The organism is Ereboglobus sp. PH5-10, assembly GCF_029504735.1.
In the GTDB taxonomy this organism is placed as follows: Bacteria; Verrucomicrobiota; Verrucomicrobiia; order Opitutales; family Opitutaceae; genus Ereboglobus.
The window spans coordinates 366,588-385,017 of record NZ_JAQFIP010000001.1 but is presented as its reverse complement, the minus strand read 5'-3'; the positions used below and the strand labels follow the sequence as shown (position 1 = coordinate 385,017).

At 55.6% G+C, this 18,430-nt stretch carries 11 protein-coding genes; 5 read left to right on the top strand and 6 right to left on the bottom strand.

What is annotated here, in order from left to right; genetic code table 11:
* Positions 1–74: 74 nt before the first annotated feature.
* Together M2447_RS01515 and mce are read right to left on the bottom strand one after the other, a co-directional pair.
* Positions 75–1,628 (bottom strand): carboxyl transferase domain-containing protein, encoded by a 1,554-nt coding sequence (locus M2447_RS01515; protein ID WP_277557115.1) that lies wholly within the window; start codon positions 1,626–1,628, stop codon positions 75–77.
* Positions 1,629–1,664: 36 nt separating this feature from the next.
* Positions 1,665–2,084 carry a methylmalonyl-CoA epimerase gene (mce, locus tag M2447_RS01510; RefSeq protein WP_277510343.1) on the bottom strand — a complete coding sequence of 140 codons (420 nt, stop codon included), beginning with the start codon at positions 2,082–2,084 and terminating at the stop codon, positions 1,665–1,667.
* A 539-nt stretch (positions 2,085–2,623) separates the two neighbouring features.
* On the opposite strand from mce, the gene M2447_RS01505 reads away from it, so the two are divergent.
* The 4 genes from M2447_RS01505 (at position 2,624) to M2447_RS01490 (ending at position 8,298) form a co-directional block, all read left to right on the top strand.
* Positions 2,624–4,762 carry a methylmalonyl-CoA mutase family protein gene (locus tag M2447_RS01505; protein ID WP_277557113.1) on the top strand — a complete coding sequence of 713 codons (2,139 nt, stop codon included), beginning with the start codon at positions 2,624–2,626 and terminating at the stop codon, positions 4,760–4,762.
* 90 nt (positions 4,763–4,852) lie between these two features.
* The gene (gene scpA / locus M2447_RS01500) at positions 4,853–7,000 is read left to right on the top strand and encodes a methylmalonyl-CoA mutase (RefSeq protein ID WP_277557111.1); all 2,148 of its coding nucleotides are present in this window, start codon (positions 4,853–4,855) and stop codon (positions 6,998–7,000) included.
* A 439-nt stretch (positions 7,001–7,439) separates the two neighbouring features.
* On the top strand, positions 7,440–7,703 hold the full coding sequence (locus tag M2447_RS01495; protein WP_277557109.1) for a hypothetical protein: 264 nt from the start codon (positions 7,440–7,442) through the stop codon (positions 7,701–7,703).
* On the top strand, positions 7,696–8,298 hold the full coding sequence (locus tag M2447_RS01490; RefSeq protein ID WP_277557106.1) for a hypothetical protein: 603 nt from the start codon (positions 7,696–7,698) through the stop codon (positions 8,296–8,298). Before M2447_RS01495 ends, M2447_RS01490 begins: the two co-directional genes overlap by 8 nt.
* 190 nt (positions 8,299–8,488) lie before the next feature.
* Here the strand turns inward: M2447_RS01490 and M2447_RS01485 are convergent, their stop codons facing one another.
* From M2447_RS01485 to M2447_RS01475, 3 genes are all read right to left on the bottom strand, one after another.
* Positions 8,489–10,786 carry a hypothetical protein gene (locus M2447_RS01485; protein WP_277557105.1) on the bottom strand — a complete coding sequence of 766 codons (2,298 nt, stop codon included), beginning with the start codon at positions 10,784–10,786 and terminating at the stop codon, positions 8,489–8,491.
* A 69-nt stretch (positions 10,787–10,855) separates the two neighbouring features.
* The gene (locus M2447_RS01480) at positions 10,856–11,386 is read right to left on the bottom strand and encodes an ORF6N domain-containing protein (RefSeq protein ID WP_277557102.1); all 531 of its coding nucleotides are present in this window, start codon (positions 11,384–11,386) and stop codon (positions 10,856–10,858) included.
* A gap of 581 nt (positions 11,387–11,967) precedes the next feature.
* The gene (locus M2447_RS01475; RefSeq protein WP_277557101.1) at positions 11,968–15,726 is read right to left on the bottom strand and encodes a TonB-dependent receptor plug domain-containing protein; all 3,759 of its coding nucleotides are present in this window, start codon (positions 15,724–15,726) and stop codon (positions 11,968–11,970) included.
* Between the two features lie 517 nt (positions 15,727–16,243).
* Here M2447_RS01475 and M2447_RS01470 point away from each other — a divergent pair.
* A complete protein-coding gene (locus M2447_RS01470; protein WP_108824069.1) occupies positions 16,244–16,723 on the top strand; it encodes an META domain-containing protein in 480 nt (159 codons plus the stop codon).
* 161 nt (positions 16,724–16,884) lie between these two features.
* Here the strand turns inward: M2447_RS01470 and M2447_RS01465 are convergent, their stop codons facing one another.
* On the bottom strand, positions 16,885–18,420 hold the full coding sequence (locus tag M2447_RS01465) for a GTP cyclohydrolase (protein WP_277557098.1): 1,536 nt from the start codon (positions 18,418–18,420) through the stop codon (positions 16,885–16,887).
* Positions 18,421–18,430: the final 10 nt, after the last annotated feature.

Sequence of the window (18,430 nt, the reverse complement as noted above, 5' to 3'; positions counted from 1 at the left end):
GTTCGTTGCGCGTGGCCGCGGACGGCGGGTTGTTACGAGCGGGTGACGTGATTATGCGATGGTCCGTTCGTTTTTTAGAGCGGAATGTTGCCGTGCTTCTTGGGCGGGCGGGTTTCGCGTTTGCTGAGCGTGGCGCGCAGGGCCATGGCGACTTTGCCGCGCGTCTCCGAGGGTTCGATGACGTCGGTGATGAAGGCCTTGCTGGCGGCGCGGTAGGGCGCGGCGAACTTGGACTGGTATTCGGCGGCGAGCTCGTCGGCCTTGGCTTTCGGGTCGGGTGCGGCGGCGATTTCCCTCTTGAAGAGGATGTTGGCCGCGCCGGCCGCGCCCATGACCGCGATTTCGGCGGTGGGCCAGGCGAAGACCATGTCCGCGCCGAGGTCCTTGGGACACATGGCGAGGTAGGCGCCGCCGTAGGCTTTGCGCATGATGACGGTGATTTTCGGCACGGTGGCGGCGGAGTAGGCGAAGAGCATTTTCGCGCCGTGGCGGATGATGCCGCCGCGTTCCTGCTGGATGCCGGGGAGGAAGCCGCCGGTGTCAACGAGGGTGAGCAGGGGGATGTTGAAGACGTTGCAGAAGCGGATGAAGCGGGCCGCCTTGTCCGAGGCGTCGATGTCGATGGTGCCGGCCTTGAAGTTGGGCTGGTTGGCGATGATGCCGACGACGATGCCCTGGATGCGACCGAAGCCGACGACCATGTTGCGGGCGAAGTCGCGCTGCACTTCGAGGAAGTCGGCGTTGTCCACGAGCCGTTCGATGACTTTCTTGACGTCGAAGCCTTCCTTGCCGTTCGAGGGCATGATCTCGTTGAGGACGGGGTCGGGTGTCATGTCGAGCGGCACGTTCATGTTGTGCGGCGGGTCCATGACGTTGTTCGAGGGGAGGAACGAGTGGAGTTTCTTGGCGATCTGCATGGCCTCAACGCCGCTGTCGGCGATGAAGTGGATGTTGCCGGAAACGGAGGCGTGGGTGACGGCGCTGCCGACGTCGTCCATGGTGACGGTCGCGCCGGTGGCGGCCTTGATGACTTCGGGGCCGCAGATGAACATTTGCGCGCCGTTTTTCGCCATGATGATGAAGTCGGTGAGGGCGGGCGAGTAGGCCGCGCCGCCCGCGCAGGGGCCGGCGATCACGGAGATTTGCGGCACAACGCCGGAGAGGAGGGTGTTGCGGAAGAAGATCTGGCCGTAGCCGGAGAGCGCTTCGTCGCCTTCCTGAATGCGGGCTCCGCCGGAGTCGTTGATGCCGACGACGGGCATGCCGGATTGCTTGGCGTAGTCGAGCAGGTCGCAGATTTTCTTGGCGTGCATGCGGCCCACGGCGCCGCCGCCGACGGTGAAGTCTTGCGCGAACGCGGCGATGGGGCGTCCGTCAACGTAGCCGATGGCGGTGATGACGCCGTCGGCGGCCATGTGCTTGTCGGCCATGCCGAAGTCGTGGCAGGAGTGTTCGACGTGGAGGCCGAGTTCGAGGAACTGGCCGCCGTCGAAGAACGAGGTGAGGCGTTCGCGGGCCGTGTGAAGGCCTTTTTTCTTGCGGGCCTCGAGTTTTTCCGGGCCGCCGCCCGAGAGGGCGATTTTGCGTTTTTCAGCGAGCTCTTCGAGCAGTTTAGGGGATATTGCCATGGTGAAAATTAGGTTTGAAGGTTGGGAAATCGCTCCTCAGTGCTGCGCGCCGGGTTTGCTCATGCAGAACTCGGTGAGCACGCCGAAGGTGGATTTCGGATGGAGGAAGGCGACGAGTTTTTCGTGCGCGCCCTCGACGGGTGTTTCGTTGATGAGCCGCGCGCCGGCGCCGCTGGCCTGCGCGAGCTGGCCGGTGATGTCGTCGGTGGCGTAGGCGATATGGTGGATGCCGCCGTGGGGGTTCTTTTCGAGGAACTTGGCGATCGGGCTGTCCGGCGAGGTGGGCTCGAGGAGCTCGATATTGACCTGGCCGCATGGGATGAATGCGGTGCGCACTTTTTGCGATGCGACTTCCTCGCGATGCGTGCATTTGAGGCCGAGGACTTTTTCATAATAGCCCAGTGCGGCGTCGATGGATGTGACTGCGATTCCCAAGTGGTCGATGTTCGTAATCATGGTAGGAAAGGGTCAATAAGATGATAGGTTTCGCCGCCTTGTAAACATAAAGTTTAACTGATGCCTTTCCGCACCGCGCCAATGTATTGCAAAATCTAATAGTGCATTTTCCCGCGGCTTTTAACTTTCTTGCGCAAAACGAATCGCCCGTTCGCGTCCCCGCGTGGCGGGAGGCGTGAATGGCGTTGGCGGGGCGTGGCCGGGGAAACGGGCTGGACGGCTTTGACGCAACCGAGGCTTTTTTAACCGCGAATAAACGCGAATGGACGCGAATGCAGAAAAGGGAAATAGGGAATGTGTTGGTTTTTATTCGCGTTTATTGGCGTCCATTCGCGGTTAAACTTGCCTTTGCCTTGAGTGAATCGGCACCGCGTTCGACATCGCGTCCGCTGCCATTTCCCGGCGATTTTTCAGCGGCGCGGGGCGTTTATTTTTAGCTGTTATTTATCTGATTTTTTAATAACTTCCTCCCTTTTCGTCCGGCTTTTACGACTTCACCATCTGTAACGGCCGCCCATTCACCCGTCACTTTTCCACACATGAGCAGCACAACCAACGAAACCAATACTCCCGAATCCCTCGACGGCCTGCGCGCCGCCTACGCCGAATGGCGCAAGACCGTCGAAACCGAACTCAAGGGCGTGCCCTTCGAGAAAAAACTCGTCACCAAGACGCCCGAAGGCATTGCGCTCCAGCCGCTTTACACGCGCCTCGACACCGCGGCGCTCCCCGCGCAGGACGCCGCCGCCGCGCGCGGCTCGCTCGACAAGGGCTACTTCAAGACGCCTTGGGAATTCGCCCAGGAAATCGCCCTCGCCGCCCCCGCCGATTTTAACACCGCGCTCCTCGCCGACTTGAACCGCGGCCAGAACGCCGTCTCCATCTCGCTCGACTGCGCCACCCGCGCCGCCAAGGACGCCGATACCGCGCCCGCCGCCGAAGTCGGCTGCTGCGGCCTCTCCGTGAGCGACCTCTCCGATCTCGCCGCCGCGCTCAACAACGTCGAGCTCACCGCCGTCCCCGTGCACATCAACGCCGGCGCGACCGCGCTCCCCGTCGCCTCGCTCCTCCTCGCCCTCGCGAAACAGCGCGGCATCGACGCCTCCAAAATCAACGGCTCCGTCACCGCCGATCCCCTCGCCGAACTCGCCTCGCGCGGCGCGCTTCCCGACACGCTCGACTCGCTCCAAAACGACCTCGCCCAATGGACGCTCTGGGCCTCGAAAAACGCCCCCGGCCTCTCGACCGTCGGCGTGGACTCCGCCCTCTGGCTCAACGCCGGCGGCAACGCCGTGCAGGATCTCGCCTACACCATCGCCGCCACGGTTGAATACATCCGCGAGCTTGGCAAACGCGGCCTCACCGCCGAGCAAGTCGCCGCGCATCTCCGTGTCAATTTCGCCATCGGCCCGCAATTCTTCATGGAAATCGCGAAGTTCCGCGCCTTCCGCCTCCTCTGGGCGCGCGTCGCCGCCGCCTACGCGATCAAGGCATCGGGTTCGACAGTAAAAATCCACGCCCGCACCGGCCGCTGGAACAAGACCAAGCTCGACATCAACGTGAACATGCTTCGCGTCACCACCGAGGCGCTCTCCGCGGTGCTCGGCGGCGTCGATTCGCTCCACATCGCCCCCTACGACGAAGTCATGGGCTCGCCCGACGATTTCTCGCGCCGCATCTCGCGCAACATCCACACGCTCCTCGCCGAGGAGTTCCACGTCACCGCCCCCAACGACCCCTCCGGCGGCTCCTTCTACATCGAAAAACTCACCGACGAACTCGCCCGCAAAGCCTGGGCCGCGTTCCAGGACATCGAGAAACAAGGAGGCTTCACCGCCGCCCTCCGCGCCGGCGCGCTCCAAACCGCCGTCGCCGCCACCGCGAAGGCAAAATCCGACTCCCTCGACAAGCGCCGCATGGGCCTCGTCGGCACCAACCTCTTCCCCAATCTCAAGGAAAAGGACCCCGTCGCCCGCCCGCTCGCCACGCCCGAGCTCGTCGCCGCCCGCGCCGCCGACGTCAAGAAACGCCGCCCGGCCACGATGAGCATCAAGCTCGCCGTCACCACCAAAATCGTCAACGCCGTCAGTCCCGACGTTGCCGCCGATTCCGCCGCAGCGTGCATCCAGGCCGCCGCCCAAGGCGCGACCATCGGCCAGCTCTTCGCCGCCACCCACCCGGATGCGAAACCCGAAACCGGCGTCACGCCCGTCGCGCTCGTTCGCGGCTCCGAAGGTTATGAAGCCCTCCGCGCCGCAGCCGACGCCTACGCGAAGAAAAACGGCGCCCGCCCGAAAATCTTTGTCGCGAAAATGGGCCCCGTTCTCCAGCACAAGGCCCGCGCCGACTTCACCGCCGGCTTCTTCAGCACGGGCGGCTTCGAAATGATCGCCAAGGACGCCTACGAAACCGCCGAGGATGCCGCCAAGGCTGCGGTCGCCTCCGGCGCTCCCGTCGCGGTCCTCTGCTCGACCGACGCCACCTATCCCGAGCTCGCCCCCGCCTTCGCCAAGGCGGTCAAGGCCGCCAAGCCGGAAATCCAAGTCATCCTCGCCGGCATGCCCGCCGACGAAACCCTCGCCGCGACCTACAAAGCCGCCGGCTTCGACGACTTCATCCACGTCCGCGCCAACGTCCGCGGCCTGCTCGCCAACATCCAAAAAACAATCGGCGCGTAATTACACAAAAGCATCGGACCTATCGGCCATATTCGGCCAATGGGTCCCGTTGTTTCACACTTCATCTTACACACTCACCACTTTCAAAAAATGAGCACAACCACCACTCCCGACTTCACCAAACTCGCTTACGACGACATCAAGCTCGACACGGCGAACGGCGCGCCCGCCGCCGAAACCGTCGAACTCACCGACGAGCAAATCCCCGTCAAGGCCAACTACACCGCCGCCGACCTCGCCGGCTGCTCCACCCTCGACACCATGCCCGGCCACGCGCCCTTCACGCGCGGGCCCTACTCGACCATGTATGTCGCGCGCCCCTGGACCGTGCGCCAATACGCCGGCTTCTCCACCGCCGAGGAATCCAACGCCTTCTACCGCCGCAACATCGCCGCCGGCCAGCAAGGCCTCTCCGTCGCCTTCGACCTCGCCACCCACCGCGGCTACGACTCCGACCACCCCCGCGTTGTCGGTGACGTCGGCAAGGCCGGCGTTGCCATCGACTCCGTCCTCGACATGCAGACCCTCTTCGGCGGCATCCCGCTCGACAAAGTCTCCGTCTCCATGACCATGAACGGCGCCGTCCTCCCCGTGATGGCCTTCTACATCTGCGCCGCCCTCGAGCAAGGCGTCAAACTTGAGCAACTCTCCGGCACCATCCAGAACGACATCCTCAAGGAATTCATGGTGCGCAACACCTACATCTACCCGCCCACGCCCTCGATGAAGATCATTGCGGACATCTTCGAATACACCTCGAAGAACATGCCCAAGTTCAACTCCATCTCCATCTCCGGCTACCACATGCAGGAGGCCGGCGCCACCAACGACCTCGAGCTCGCCTACACCCTCGCCGACGGACTCGAATACATCCGCACCGGCGTCAAGGCAGGCATCCCCGTGGACGCCTTCGCGCCCCGCCTTTCCTTCTTCTGGGCCATTGGCAAAAACTTCTTCATGGAAATCGCCAAAATGCGCGCCGCCCGCACCCTCTGGGATCGCATCACCTCGCAATTTGGCCCCAAGAACAACAAGTCCCGCGCCCTGCGCACCCACTCGCAAACCTCCGGCTGGTCGCTCACCGAGCAGGACCCCTTCAACAACGTCGCCCGCACCTGCCTGGAAGCCCTCGCCTCCACGCTCGGCCACACGCAATCCCTCCACACCAACGCGCTCGACGAGGCCATCGCTCTCCCGACCGACTTCTCCGCGCGCATCGCCCGCAACACCCAGCTCTTCCTCCAAAACGAGTCCGGCATCTGCAACGTCGTTGATCCCTTCGCCGGCTCCTACTACGTCGAGGCGCTCACCCGCGAAATCACCGAAAAAGCCTGGAAGCACATCGAGGAAGTCGAGTCCATGGGCGGCATGACCAAGGCCATCGAAGCAGGCCTGCCCAAGCTCCGCATCGAGGAAGCCGCCGCCCGCCGCCAGGCCAAGATCGACTCCGGCAAGGAAACCATCGTCGGCCTCAACAAATACCGCATGGAGAAAGAGGACGCCCTCGAAATCCTCGAAGTGGACAACACCGCCGTCCGCGAGTCGCAAATCAAGCGCCTCAACGAACTCAAGGCCGCCCGCGACAACGCCAAAACCCAAGCCACCCTCGACGCCCTCACCGAGTGCGCCGCCACCGGCAAAGGCAACCTCCTCGAACTCGCGGTCGAGGCCGCCAAGGCCCGCGCCACCCTTGGAGAAATCAGTTCCGCGCTCGAATCAAAATTCGGACGCTACCAAGCCACAATCCGCAGCATATCAGGAGTTTATCGCATGGCCTACGGAGACGAACCCATCATCAACGAAGTCCGCACACTCGTCAAAAAATTCGAGGAAAAGGAAGGCCGCCGCCCCCGCATCCTCGTCGCCAAGCTCGGCCAGGACGGCCACGACCGCGGCGCCAAAGTCGTCGCAACGGCAATGGCCGACCTCGGCTTCGACGTGGACATCGGCGCGCTCTTCCAAACCCCGGCGGAGACCGCCCAGCAAGCCGTCGAAAACGACGTCCACGTCGTCGCGATGAGCAGCCTGGCGGCAGGCCACAAAACCCTGCTTCCCCAGCTAGTGGCCGAGCTCAAAAAACGCGGCCGCGAAGACATCCTGGTCATCTGCGGCGGCGTTATACCGGCGCAAGACTACGACTTCCTCCTGAAAAACGGCGCCAGCGCCATCTTCGGCCCCGGCACCGTCATCCCGAAGAGCACCAAGAAGATACTGGAGTTGCTCTTGGAGCGCTTGTAAGGAACCGTAACGCAAGACTGCCAAATCTGCTCTAACCATCTCAACCCAAAAACACGGCCCGCAAAGCCGTGTTTTTTATGCATACGGCCCGAGTGTCTTGGCGATTCACCCATGTTTCCGCTCGGTTCGGCCAGCACGACTGTCCCGGTCAAGCCCTCCCGCCGCCCAGCACCCAACCCATCAATCCATTTGCACAGAAGATAACGGAGTTCACGAAGAAAGACCGTAGAAGTAAAAAAATGCGCAAACCATTCACTAAAAAGTGGACAGCATGGCCTTTGCTCATAGCTTGTGTGCAGCGATCCCACTTTGCGCATTTTTGCTTCCCATCTCAGTGCCAATGCTTACGTGAGAAAGAATAGCTTCTGATCTGATGCTTCAGGCATTCCAAAATCCCAAACCCCCAAAACACCAACCCGACTCCTTCTGAAATTCCCTTATGACACAAGAAGAAACAAATAAAGTAGTTGAACATCTTAAAATCCATTGGGCCGGAAAAGCATGCCCATATTGTCAAAACGCCCATTGGGTAGTTCCGGAAAGTATTTTTCAATTAATTGAATTTCACAAAGATGGGGTATCGCTCGGTGGTCCTGTTGTGCCTGTAATACCGATTACTTGTAAAAAGTGTGGAAACACGGCTTTAGTCAATGCATTAACCGTCGGGGTTGTTCAATCAGCAAGGGAGGTTTCCAATGGCTAATTATGAAGTTTCACAAAGTATGGAACTCCTTACTCCACGTAAGTCCCAAGCGTATCCAATACAAAAGGAAGAGTGGAATTATATCAAAGAGCATATAAATTCCTGTAAATGTGTTTTTGCTATATATAATTCTATAGGATTTTTGCTGCTTGGGGGTGGCGCGTCTGGAATATTGTCCATAATTTCGAATCCCAGCTGTGCTCTTTACTGGATAATAACAGTATGTTGTTTTATTTGTGGGCTACTATGCCTTCATTTTTCAAAATTATCTAATCAAACAAAAAATGAAAACATAGATAATATTATAGAGTATATGGAGATTATCGAGGAAAGGTATGTCGAGTCAGATCCCAAGGAAAATACTAATAGAGATGCCCCTAATGGCGAATCCTCAACGATGGAAAGCGCTAGCTACAGGAGTATAGTTAAGGAGACGATAAAAGCTAATCCTGAATCGACTGCTGCAGATATAGCTGCGATAAGTCAACTACCAAAACAAACAGTCGCAGGTTATGTATCTGCACTTTACCTTGCGAAAGAAATATGTGTTGTTGGAGAGGGGCACCCTAAAAAATTTAAATTAACAAAAGAGTAAGACAATCCAGCATCCGCAATCTTGAGCTGTTGCAACCGCGCCGTTTCATCAAAAAAACTCAATTGGGTGCTTTTCATCGGACCTATATAAATTATATATATTATTGATTGTCAATATGTTAATTTTTCAAAGTGCCCTTTACAAATCTACGCAAGATTCCAGACGTTATCCACGCTGATCACTCCGCGGGCTATTCGACACACACAACGTCTTCTAGTGTATTTGACTTCCCTCGATCATCAAATTGAGAAAATAATCTAATTTGCACACACTTAGCACCGAATTTGTAGCGAATTTCAGAGTTAATAGAGACACAGGCCAAAACCGATTCTGACAATTTTGCTTGGGGGTTTTTTTTCAGTAATTCGTCTCTGATTTCAGTGTCATCACTCTCACTCAAATCAATCAACTTCGTATAAATACTATATGTATTGTTAATTTTCTCGAGATGATATTTGGTTGCAAACTTGTTTTGGGGTTCATTGAAAATAATTTCGGGTAAATCTACCTTTTTAACAATAAAAATAGATTGCCCGATTGGTTCATAGCCACAGGCATCCATTTCTATAATATTAAAGCCTTTATAGAGCCACTCACTGCGGCTCCCGCTCAATCCATTAACTTTTAAATAAGAAAAATATTCAATATTCAGACCGACCGATATGATCACGTAATCAGATGGATGAACATTCAATTTGTCAATGGCTGGAAACACACATTCCTCCAAAAGAAGATACTTTTTGGGGCGCATAAGGAGCAATATGTTTGTTGCAGAATACATAAATTGCATGGCAACTCCTTGCGCGGTGATGGAGTCGGCATTTCCATAGCACATATCTTGGTTTTCAGCAAAAGCAGTTTTAGGTAAAATATCAAAACGACCTTCAATTAAAATACTTTTATAATGATCTAATTTAGATCCAGTGTAAATTTTTATGTATTTGTCAAAAATTACATGCAGTATCTTATTTGCTTCCTCTTGAAATCTTCTCTCTTTGATGGTGGAGACTGGCTGTTCACGCTTGAGCTTATTAAATTTGTGTTCAATTTGTTTTTTGAGATTTGCAATTAAATCAGAATATTTTTCTTTATCATTTTTGATAAACCAATTTTGAGTTGCAATAATATCTAGTCCCAATATCTTTAGAATATTTCTTTTTGGCGGCGTAAAATATTCATCTATAAAAAATCGCAGGCTGCCTAACTCTTCCTTCCATCTGTTTAATTCCGACAATTCGCTCGGAGGATTGGGCATCTCTAGGCGTTCTGAAATTACATAATATTCAGGGAGTGTATATTGTCGAATAAATAGTATGGCTAAATATCGCTTGATCCAAATCTTGATTGTCTCATCGGAGTTCACGCCATAAATATTCGGAAACCAATATCTTTTTGTGTAATGCAAGAAACTGTATGGCGGTTCCTTATTTAATTGCATATATCTAATGATGATCTGTTGCATTCTTTCAGGGACGAGCACGTATTTTGGTGGTTCTTGTTGGGTGTATCTCATTATTTCTCTGATGGTCGCATATTTTTTCATATACATCAATAAACCACCTAAAGCATAGTGAAATTCTAAAAAATCTTCACGTTCGGTGAGTCTTTTTTCTATTTTAGATTGATTCGTTGCCTTCAGGTTTCCGCTTTCTATTGCATCATATTCTGGTGAAACTTCTCGCATGGAGAAGTTAAAAAACTGATGTGCTTTTCTCCAGTATGCTAAGACAAATTCCTCTCTGTTATGTGAAATAGACTGCACAATGAGACGCCATAGGCATTGATATGTTTCAGGGCTGATCATAGTCCCTTGATATTCATCCAAAAATAGATCGAAAAATATACCATTATTAAAATGCGAAACAGTTTTTCTCTTTCTATTGCAAAGCAACTCATTTGCTTCAAAAATGGCGTTGTAATATTCTTGTGGATAGACAATTAATTGCCCTTTTTTATTTTCTCTAAATTTTGAAAATGCGTTAAAATAAAATTCAAACAGAGATCTAGCTAGTGACTCATCGGCTTTGGCAATGGAATAAAATAAAATTTTTGATATTACATCAAAATAAAAGATTTTATTTGTTTTATTATAAGTTTTTTCCAGGCGCTTGAAAAGTAGTTCAGGCACATAGTAGATGTAGATGAGGTGAAGCACATAGAGAATTATTACAGTTAAAGTGAAGGCGCTTAGTGAAATTAAAATAAAGGCCGAGTTGTTCACGATCCAATACTCTTTTGATAAAGGTGGCGGTGGAATTTGCAAAAGCCATACGATATAACTTATTATCGTAATAATCAAAATTCGTATGAACCATACACATCTCCAGTCTTTTCTGAATGCCTCTATCAATTTTGTTGAATTATACTTTTCATCTATCCCTCGAATCGTCTGCATGAGTAACGGAAGTCCAAATGCAAATATTGAAATAATTATAGGGATTAACGCGACGCTGATAATATCAGGATATTTTGAATATAAATTATTCATAATAAAATAGTTTTAGGTTGTTGAAAGGATTGTTGAAGAGGGAACAGCCCGAGCTTTGTTGATTTTGCTTCAATCGTCAGTGCCGACAAAGCCGATTTTGCGCTTATGCAAAGGGCCGTCCGGCATGGTGAGCTTGCGAATGGCTTCAACCAGCGAGGCGATTTGCTCGTCATGCTCGCCCAAGCGGGCATCCAGTTCGGCTAGTTTTGCCGTGAGAGCCTTGTGATTCACCATCATTTGCCGGAGTTGAATGAACGCCCGGACAACCATCACGCCCATTTCCTCGGCGGTGGCAGAGTTTATCACATTGGCCGCCTGAATCGCCCCATGCTCGGTGAAGGCATAAGGCAATGTATTGCTAAATCGCAAGTTGCCAAGGTGGTCGCATTTTGCGACCACCTCTGCCTTTTCCGCCTTGGTGAGTTGAAAAACAAAATCCTCGGGAAACCGCCGTTGATTGCGCTTCACCTGTTCATTCAGTCGCTTGGTGGTCACGCCGTAAAGCCGGGCCAAATTCCTGTCGATTATGACCCGTTGGCCGCGCAGCACGAGGATTCGCGATTGGACATGCTCCACGGGAATGAGGTCGGGAGGGGACATGGTAACATCTTGTCAGGCTTACTGTTCTTGGGATTGCCTCAGAACAATGCGCCTCCATGTTTTGAACACAAGAATTTTGCTTCGCCAAAAAATACATAATCGCGGAAACGCGAAAAGGCGGAAGCGCGGAAAAGCTGAGTCAAATTTTCCATGGTTCCAAACCGGCAGACTTGGCAGTCCGCGCTACGAAGGCCATCCGGTTGCGGCGGAGCTTCTTAAATGATTCCGACTTTCCGTCCTTCCGCGCTTCCGCGATCAATTCTTTTTGTGTCTCTTGTGCCTTTTTGTGGCTATTCCATTTGGCTAATCGCGAAAACGCGGAAGGGCGAAAGTGCGGAAAAGCTGAGTCAAATTTTCATGATTCCAATTCGGCGGACTTTGCGGTCCGCGTTGCGAAGACTATTCGGCTCTATTCGATTGAGACAGAGCTTTTTAAATGATTCCGACTTTCCGTCCTTCCGCGCTTTCGCGATCAAATCTTTTTGTGTCTTTCTATTTTTTAAAATGCCTCGATAAAAAAGGCATCCCCTTTTTGGGGGATGCCTTTGTCCGGACCGGCCGGTCAAAACCCATGAACCGGCTTAGAAATCGAAGGTGGCTGTCAGGATGAACTTGCGCGGGTCCATGATGCGATACGAGACGGGGGAGCCGTCGTAGTTTCTCGCGACCACTTGCAACTCTCCGTCTTGGAAGACATCGGTCACATTGAGTTGGATTTTCATGCGCGCCTTGTTGTTGAAGACCTTGCATGTGTAGGCGACCCAGAGGTCGGTATACCACTTGGCGCTGTCATACATCGGGCGCGAGGTGTCCGCCAGGTCGATTTTCTCGGGCGTGAGGGGGTTGCTGGCTTTGCCGTAATAACCGATGATGGCCTTGTCCTCCCAGCGCTGGGCGCCGCCAACGGAGAACCCTTTCAGGGGACCATGGGTGAAGACATAATTGGTCACAAAGGAGGCGCGATACTTCCGTTGTCCCGGCGCAACTTGTCCTTGCAGAATCTTGGCCAATAGTTCCTCGGGCGTCACCACGCCTTCGTAATAGTCGCGGGCGACTCTGTAACCATAGGCATTGTTGGGGCCGTATTCGGCTATGTAACCCGAACTCTGCCAGAACTCATCCAAAATGACCGGCGTGGTCGAATTGAACGGTGTGTAGGTGGCGTATTGCTGCTTGTCCGCGTTGAGGAAGTCGGCGGCGCGCGCATTTTCCATGAATTGGTTTCGGTGATTATACCACGCGTCGAATTCCTTCAGCACGTTGTTATAAACAGTTCTTTGTTTTCCCGCGGTGAGCCGCATGGTCCAGTTGGGGGTGGGATTGTAGTTCATCATGACTTCGACACCCTTGGCCTCAAGGGTCTGTGTGCCGTAGGGGGTTCCGGGCAGGTTCGCGTAGTAGTCATAATCCTGTCCCCATATCCTTGATATTTCGGTCTTGAGCGCGTCCTCGTTGACCGACGCCCGTGCGAGGTTCACCCAGTCGGCGGTGTCGGTGGGCGATCCCACGACGTTCATGTTGGTGAGGTTGAGCAGGGCGATTCGTTCCGCCCAGCCGCGAAATGAGTTGGTGTCGATGAGCGTGGTCAGGCGCGAGCCGGCGGAGCTGGGGTTGATATAGTTGTTCTCGCTGGTCGCCTTGAACCAGGAGATGCGTGTGAAGAGTTTGTTTTGGAACAGCGAGAATTGCACGCCGTAGTCCTTGCCGTTTCCGACCGGCTTGGGCAGGGCGTTGCCGAAGTAATCGACGTAGGATGCGGGAGGGGCGTCGAAATTGTCGGATTTGTTGTAGCTGATGCCAAAGTCGCGCACGAATTCCCAAAACAGGTTGCCGTCCGCGGCCCGTTTTTCAATCGCCTCCCAGTTCAGGAAGGGTTTCAGGACGAAGCCAACGGTCTTTGTGGTGCCGTTGAGCTCGTTCCATTTGGTTCTGAATGAATTCACGTATTCAGTCTGGTAATATCCGTCCACGAATTTTTGCGCGTTGGTTGTGGCGCCCTTGTCGGTGGTGCGGGTTTTGTTTTCATCGCGGCGGATGCCGAATGTCGTGATGAGCCTGTCTTTCCACAGGTAGCTGGTGATTGCCGTGCTGTAGGAGAGGAGCTTGCGTTCCTGCCTGTCGGTGCCGGCGCTGTGGGTGGAAAGCCCCATGGTCATGTTGTAGGGTTCCCATTGGTTGGTGTTGTAATTGTATCCCAGAATATCGCCGGTGTAGGAGGTCGCGCCGGACCATGCGCCGGAGGCGTGCGTGACCACGCCGCCGGGGTCGCCGGGAGAGGAGAGGTAATACATGCGATAGGCGGCCCGTCCGTCCTCGCTGCGGCCAACCCGGGAGCCGTGCCCGTATGTGTATGACCATGTGCTGCCCCGCGTCGGATCGGGCAGGTATCGCAAGGCGCTCGCCTCGCTGCCCGCGCCCACGAACATGAGGCGTTTCCGATAGGTCTTGGTCTCCGTTTCATGATGGGAGACGAGGCCGAGAATGTTGTGGCGCCCCAGCCAGCGGGTCCATCCCTTGTTTTTGGTGAAGTCCGGGGTAAAGGCCAGCATGGCGCGGTATTGGTCGGTGTTGATGCTGGTTTCCCATGTGTCCGCGTCCGTGTCCTCCAGATAAACCTGCCCGAAGTATTTGTTTTCCGTCCCGTCCGGGAGATACAGGTTGGTGTCCACATACAGGGTCGCGGCGTCGAGTTGGGCGACGGTGTAGTTTTGCACCGCCCTGTAGTCCTGCCTGAACCAGCCGGCGCTGAAGTGCAGCAAGCCGGGGAGTATTTCCTGCTCGAACTCAACATTGTAGTTGGTGTTGCGGGCCTCGGCGAAATTCATCTGGTTGGTGTTGATGTCGGTCCAATCATAAATCGCCGAGTTGGAAACGCCCGGGTCCTTGTAGCTGGGCATGGTCGCGGCGTATTTCGCGGCGTTCCCGTAGGAGCGCGTATAGGATGCGTTATAGGCGTTATACCAGGTGGGGTTTGCCCAGATGTCCGCCTCGGCTGGCGTGACGGTGGTGGTTCCCCAGGCTGCGAGCACCCGGTCGGCGGCGGTCTCATAAAATCCGACGCTGTTTCCGCTGTCGAGCATCTGGAAGGGTCTCGACGCGTGGATTGCGATGCCGGGAATGCGCATGGGGGATTTTATGTTGGTGATGATGTCCGCCGTGAAAACATTCACGCCGTCGTAGGTGGCGCCCGTGAGCCGTCCGTCGGTTCTTTTTTCGGTATATTTGGCGGTTACAAAGTTGGGCAGTCCCTTGAGGTAGTTCACCATGTTTTCAGCAAGCGGGGAGTTCGCGTTTGTGACATAGGGCACCACGGATCCGTCCTCGAGGACAAACGTGCCGCTTCGCGGATCGTAGCCGGGTTTGCCCGCATTGACCCAGCTGGTCACATAATCCTTTGGCGTCATAAAGTTGGGGCGGCGGCCGTCGTTTTTGTAGCCTTCGATGCTGGCGGTGATCTTGGTTCTCTTGAACGGCTGGTAGGTGACGGTGGCATACTGCCTGCGAGTGATGTCGTAGGAGGGCTTCCGTTCGAATTGCTCGTCATTATACAAAAGCGCGCCATAGACGGCCAGTTTGTCCTTGATGAGCGTCTTGTTGAAATTGAACGAGGCGCGGTTTGAGCCGCGGTCATCGATGCGCACCATCACTTGCGCCGTGTTTTTGTTTATCAACGCTTGCGCCATGCTCATGTTGACGATGCCGGCGGGATTGCCCATGCCGAAGAGCAGCGAGTTCGGGCCGCGGTTGATTTCGACGGAGGCGGCGTTGTAGGAATCGAACGGAACCTGGGCGAGCGCCGAATAGTAATTCAACGCCATGCTGGGCGCGCCCATGCCGCGCAGCCGGTTGGCGCTTGCGTTGGTTCTGATTTCACCGCTGCCGGTGCTGTTGCCGCTGATGTTGTCCGCATAGCCCGTCGCGGCGCGTCCGGGGGCGCTGATTGGCGTGTAGGTTGATGAGCCCTCGGCGTTGATTTCATACCTGAACACGTCGTTGATGTCCAACGATGCGGTGTCCTCCATCTGCTGTTTTGTGACCACCGAGATCGCCGCGCCCAAGTCGGAGATATTTGTTCGCATGCGGCTGCCGGCGAGGGTGTTCTCGGCATAATAACCTTTGTCCCTTGTCGCATCCACTTGGAAGGGTGACAGCATGATGATCTCGTCATCAATCGGAGCCGGGGTGGCGGCCCGTGTGGTGACGGGGATCGGCGGGGTGTCGGAGGTCGGGGTGGTGTCGGGCCTGACAGCCTGCGCCATTGCCAGCGTGCCGGACAAAACAAGTCCGCCGACGGCCATGGACGCAAAGCGCAAACGTGATATCTGTATATTGGTGTTCATGGGTTCTTCAGTTTCTGGGTTCTCTGTGCGCGTTCCTCGGGTCTCGCACGGGGAGCAAGGCGAAAAAATGACAGTGGGTGGGTCATCGTTCTTTTGCGGAGGGTGAGGGGATCCGAGGGTTAAGCTTTGCCCGCAGATTGCGCGGGGCGGGTTGCGCGCGCCAGCTTGCCCAAAAATTACAGTAAGACTCTGAGCTCTCGTGAAAAACACGAATGGCGGGCGTTCAGGAATTGCAACTCACCGCGTGGATGGGCGCTTTTATACTTCCGTGAAAATGGTGAAAATCGCGGAAACGCGGAAGGGCGGAAAAACTGAGTCGGATTTCCATGGTTCCAAACCGGCATGACGGTCCGCGCCACGAAGGCCATTCGGTTGCGGCGGAGCTTTTGCATGGCTCCGTTTTTCGCCCTTCCGCGCTTCCGCGATCCAAGTGTAAGTTTATTTTGAAAAAACCTGACGGGGTTGCATTTTTGCTGTTTTCGGAACCATTTATGGGCGAACTGTTCAATTCAACATCATGACTAAACATACACGGACAATCGTTTCTCTCACTTTCATTGCGGCGCTGTCGCTTTTCGTATCGGCGTGCGCGGACAAATCGGCGAAGCCGGCGGTGGCCGCCGCGGCCACGATCACGCAAACCGACCCGGCGGTGCTGGTGTCGAAATCCTGGAGGCTGGAAAGCCTCGGCGGGGTTGTGCTGAACGCGTCCGACTACAGGGGGCTGCCCACCTTGCAGTTCGACGCGACGAACACCCGCGCGGCAGGCAAGTCGCCGGTCAACAATTACAGCGGCCTGTATAAACTGGATGGCACGAATCTTTCGTTTGGCATGATGGTTTCGACCCGCATGGCGGGGCCGCAGCCCGACATGGAGCTTGAGAACAAATACAACAAAATCTTCCCCTCGGTGACGGGCTGGCGGATTGTTAACGGAAAGCTCGATCTTCTTGGCGGCGAAACCGTGCTGGCGACATTCATCGAAAAAGTGGAGTGATCCCGGTTGCGAGCGCGTTTTAGACCTTAACGGGTGGGGCGCGCTCGCCGAGAATTACGGGCGGCAAACGCGGCGGTAGTCATATTGTCGCTGCCGCTCGGAACATCGAAACCGCCCTGCCTAAAAACCGGCATAACAAGGCGCGCATGCGCCAACGCCGCTCACTCATACACCGGATGCTCGTCCAGGAATATCCAGCGGTCCACGTCGATGGCGTGCGCTTTTAATGCGGCGATGTATTCGTTTTTCTTCACGAGGCTGTCGGGGTTGTTCATCACCATCTGAATTTTTTCGTTCGGGATGTGCTGCCTCAAAAGGAGCATCGCGGCGTCGTAATCGCGGCTGTCGTAACTGATGCCGAGCTTGCGGTAGGACTCGTCGGTGGTGCGGGCCTGGCCGGTTTGTGTCATCATGAGGTCGGTGGCGTAGGCCCCGAAGCCGGCGCCTCGTCCGTCGTTGTAAATGAGTAGGAGCGCGCCGCAGCCGTAGGTGATGATGTGCTTCACGGACTGCTTCATTTTGTCGCGGTTGGCGGCGGTGCGGAGCGGGAAGCGGTTGAAGAGCGCCTCGCTGTGGAGGCGCACCACGGGGATGTCGCCGGCGCGCGGCTGGCCGTGCGTGAGGACGACGTGCTCCTGGCAGGTGACGATGTCGTAATAAACGTGCGTGCGGAACCAGTAGGGCGCGGCGAGAAGGTCGGTGACGGTGTCGCCGGGGTTGGCCTTGCGGTGCGCGGCGAGGGCGGCGGGGGAGATTTTTACGAGGTGGCGGTTGTCGCGAAGCGGCGTGTGCTCGAGGATGAGCGCGCGGTGGGCGTCGGTTATTTTTTGGTATTGTTCGCCGGTTAGCAGCGCGCAGTCGTCGACTTGTTTTATGGGGAGAAAATAGCTGGCGGCGTAGATGAAGCGGCGTGCGTTGGCGAGGGCGTGCGGGCGAAAGGCGTCGACGGGCTCGGGCGGCGCGGCGCGGCGGACCTTGCTGACGGTGGGGCGCTTGAGGTTGTGGCCGCCGCAGGTGGCTTTCGATGTGAGGTAGGCGAGGTTGAAGGGGGAGGGTTCGACTTCGAGCGGCTCGGTGGCGGCGATGGGGATGCCTTGCGCGCGGAGGGCGGCGACTTTGTCGGGGTTGTTCGTGAGAACGTTGAATGGCGCGCGGATGCCGAGGAGGTGGCAGATTTGCGAGATGTTGTCGTAGTGGCGGTGGTCTTTTTTGAGCCCCATCGAGGCGTAGGCGTCGAAGGTGGTGAGGCGGTCACCGGAGGCTTGCACGATCATGCGGTCGCGCGCCTTGGCGGCGTAGCCGACTCCGCGGCCCTCCTGCATGAGATAGAAGAGGATGCCGCGGCGTTTTTTGGCGATGAGCACGAGCGCGCTTTCGAGTTGCTCGACGCAATCGCAATCGCAGCCGCGCAGGGTTTCACTTGTCACGCACGAGGAGTGCATGCGGATGTGGAGCGGTTCGGCGCTGGTGATGTCGCCGTGCGCGAGCGCGATGAGGTAATGCTTGTCGATGATGTCCTGAAAAATGTGCGCGCGGAAACTGCCAAAGCGCATTTCGAGTTCGCAACTGGCGAGGTAGAGCGTCTGGCCGTGCAGCGGGCGGTCCTCGGGCGAGAGTGGCGCGAGGGCGCTTCCCTCGGCGTGGTGAAACTGGCGGATGAGCGCTTCGAAGTCGGGAGTGTTTTTAGGCGTGGTCAAGGCGGCGGTG

Coding starts and splice junctions, on each gene's coding strand:
- M2447_RS01515 (WP_277557115.1), bottom strand. CDS start 1,628: ATGGCAATATCCCCTAAACTGCTCGAAGAGCTCGCTGAAAAACGCAAA.
- mce (WP_277510343.1), bottom strand. CDS start 2,084: ATGATTACGAACATCGACCACTTGGGAATCGCAGTCACATCCATCGAC.
- M2447_RS01505 (WP_277557113.1), top strand. CDS start 2,624: ATGAGCAGCACAACCAACGAAACCAATACTCCCGAATCCCTCGACGGC.
- scpA (WP_277557111.1), top strand. CDS start 4,853: ATGAGCACAACCACCACTCCCGACTTCACCAAACTCGCTTACGACGAC.
- M2447_RS01495 (WP_277557109.1), top strand. CDS start 7,440: ATGACACAAGAAGAAACAAATAAAGTAGTTGAACATCTTAAAATCCAT.
- M2447_RS01490 (WP_277557106.1), top strand. CDS start 7,696: ATGGCTAATTATGAAGTTTCACAAAGTATGGAACTCCTTACTCCACGT.
- M2447_RS01485 (WP_277557105.1), bottom strand. CDS start 10,786: ATGAATAATTTATATTCAAAATATCCTGATATTATCAGCGTCGCGTTA.
- M2447_RS01480 (WP_277557102.1), bottom strand. CDS start 11,386: ATGTCCCCTCCCGACCTCATTCCCGTGGAGCATGTCCAATCGCGAATC.
- M2447_RS01475 (WP_277557101.1), bottom strand. CDS start 15,726: ATGAACACCAATATACAGATATCACGTTTGCGCTTTGCGTCCATGGCC.
- M2447_RS01470 (WP_108824069.1), top strand. CDS start 16,244: ATGACTAAACATACACGGACAATCGTTTCTCTCACTTTCATTGCGGCG.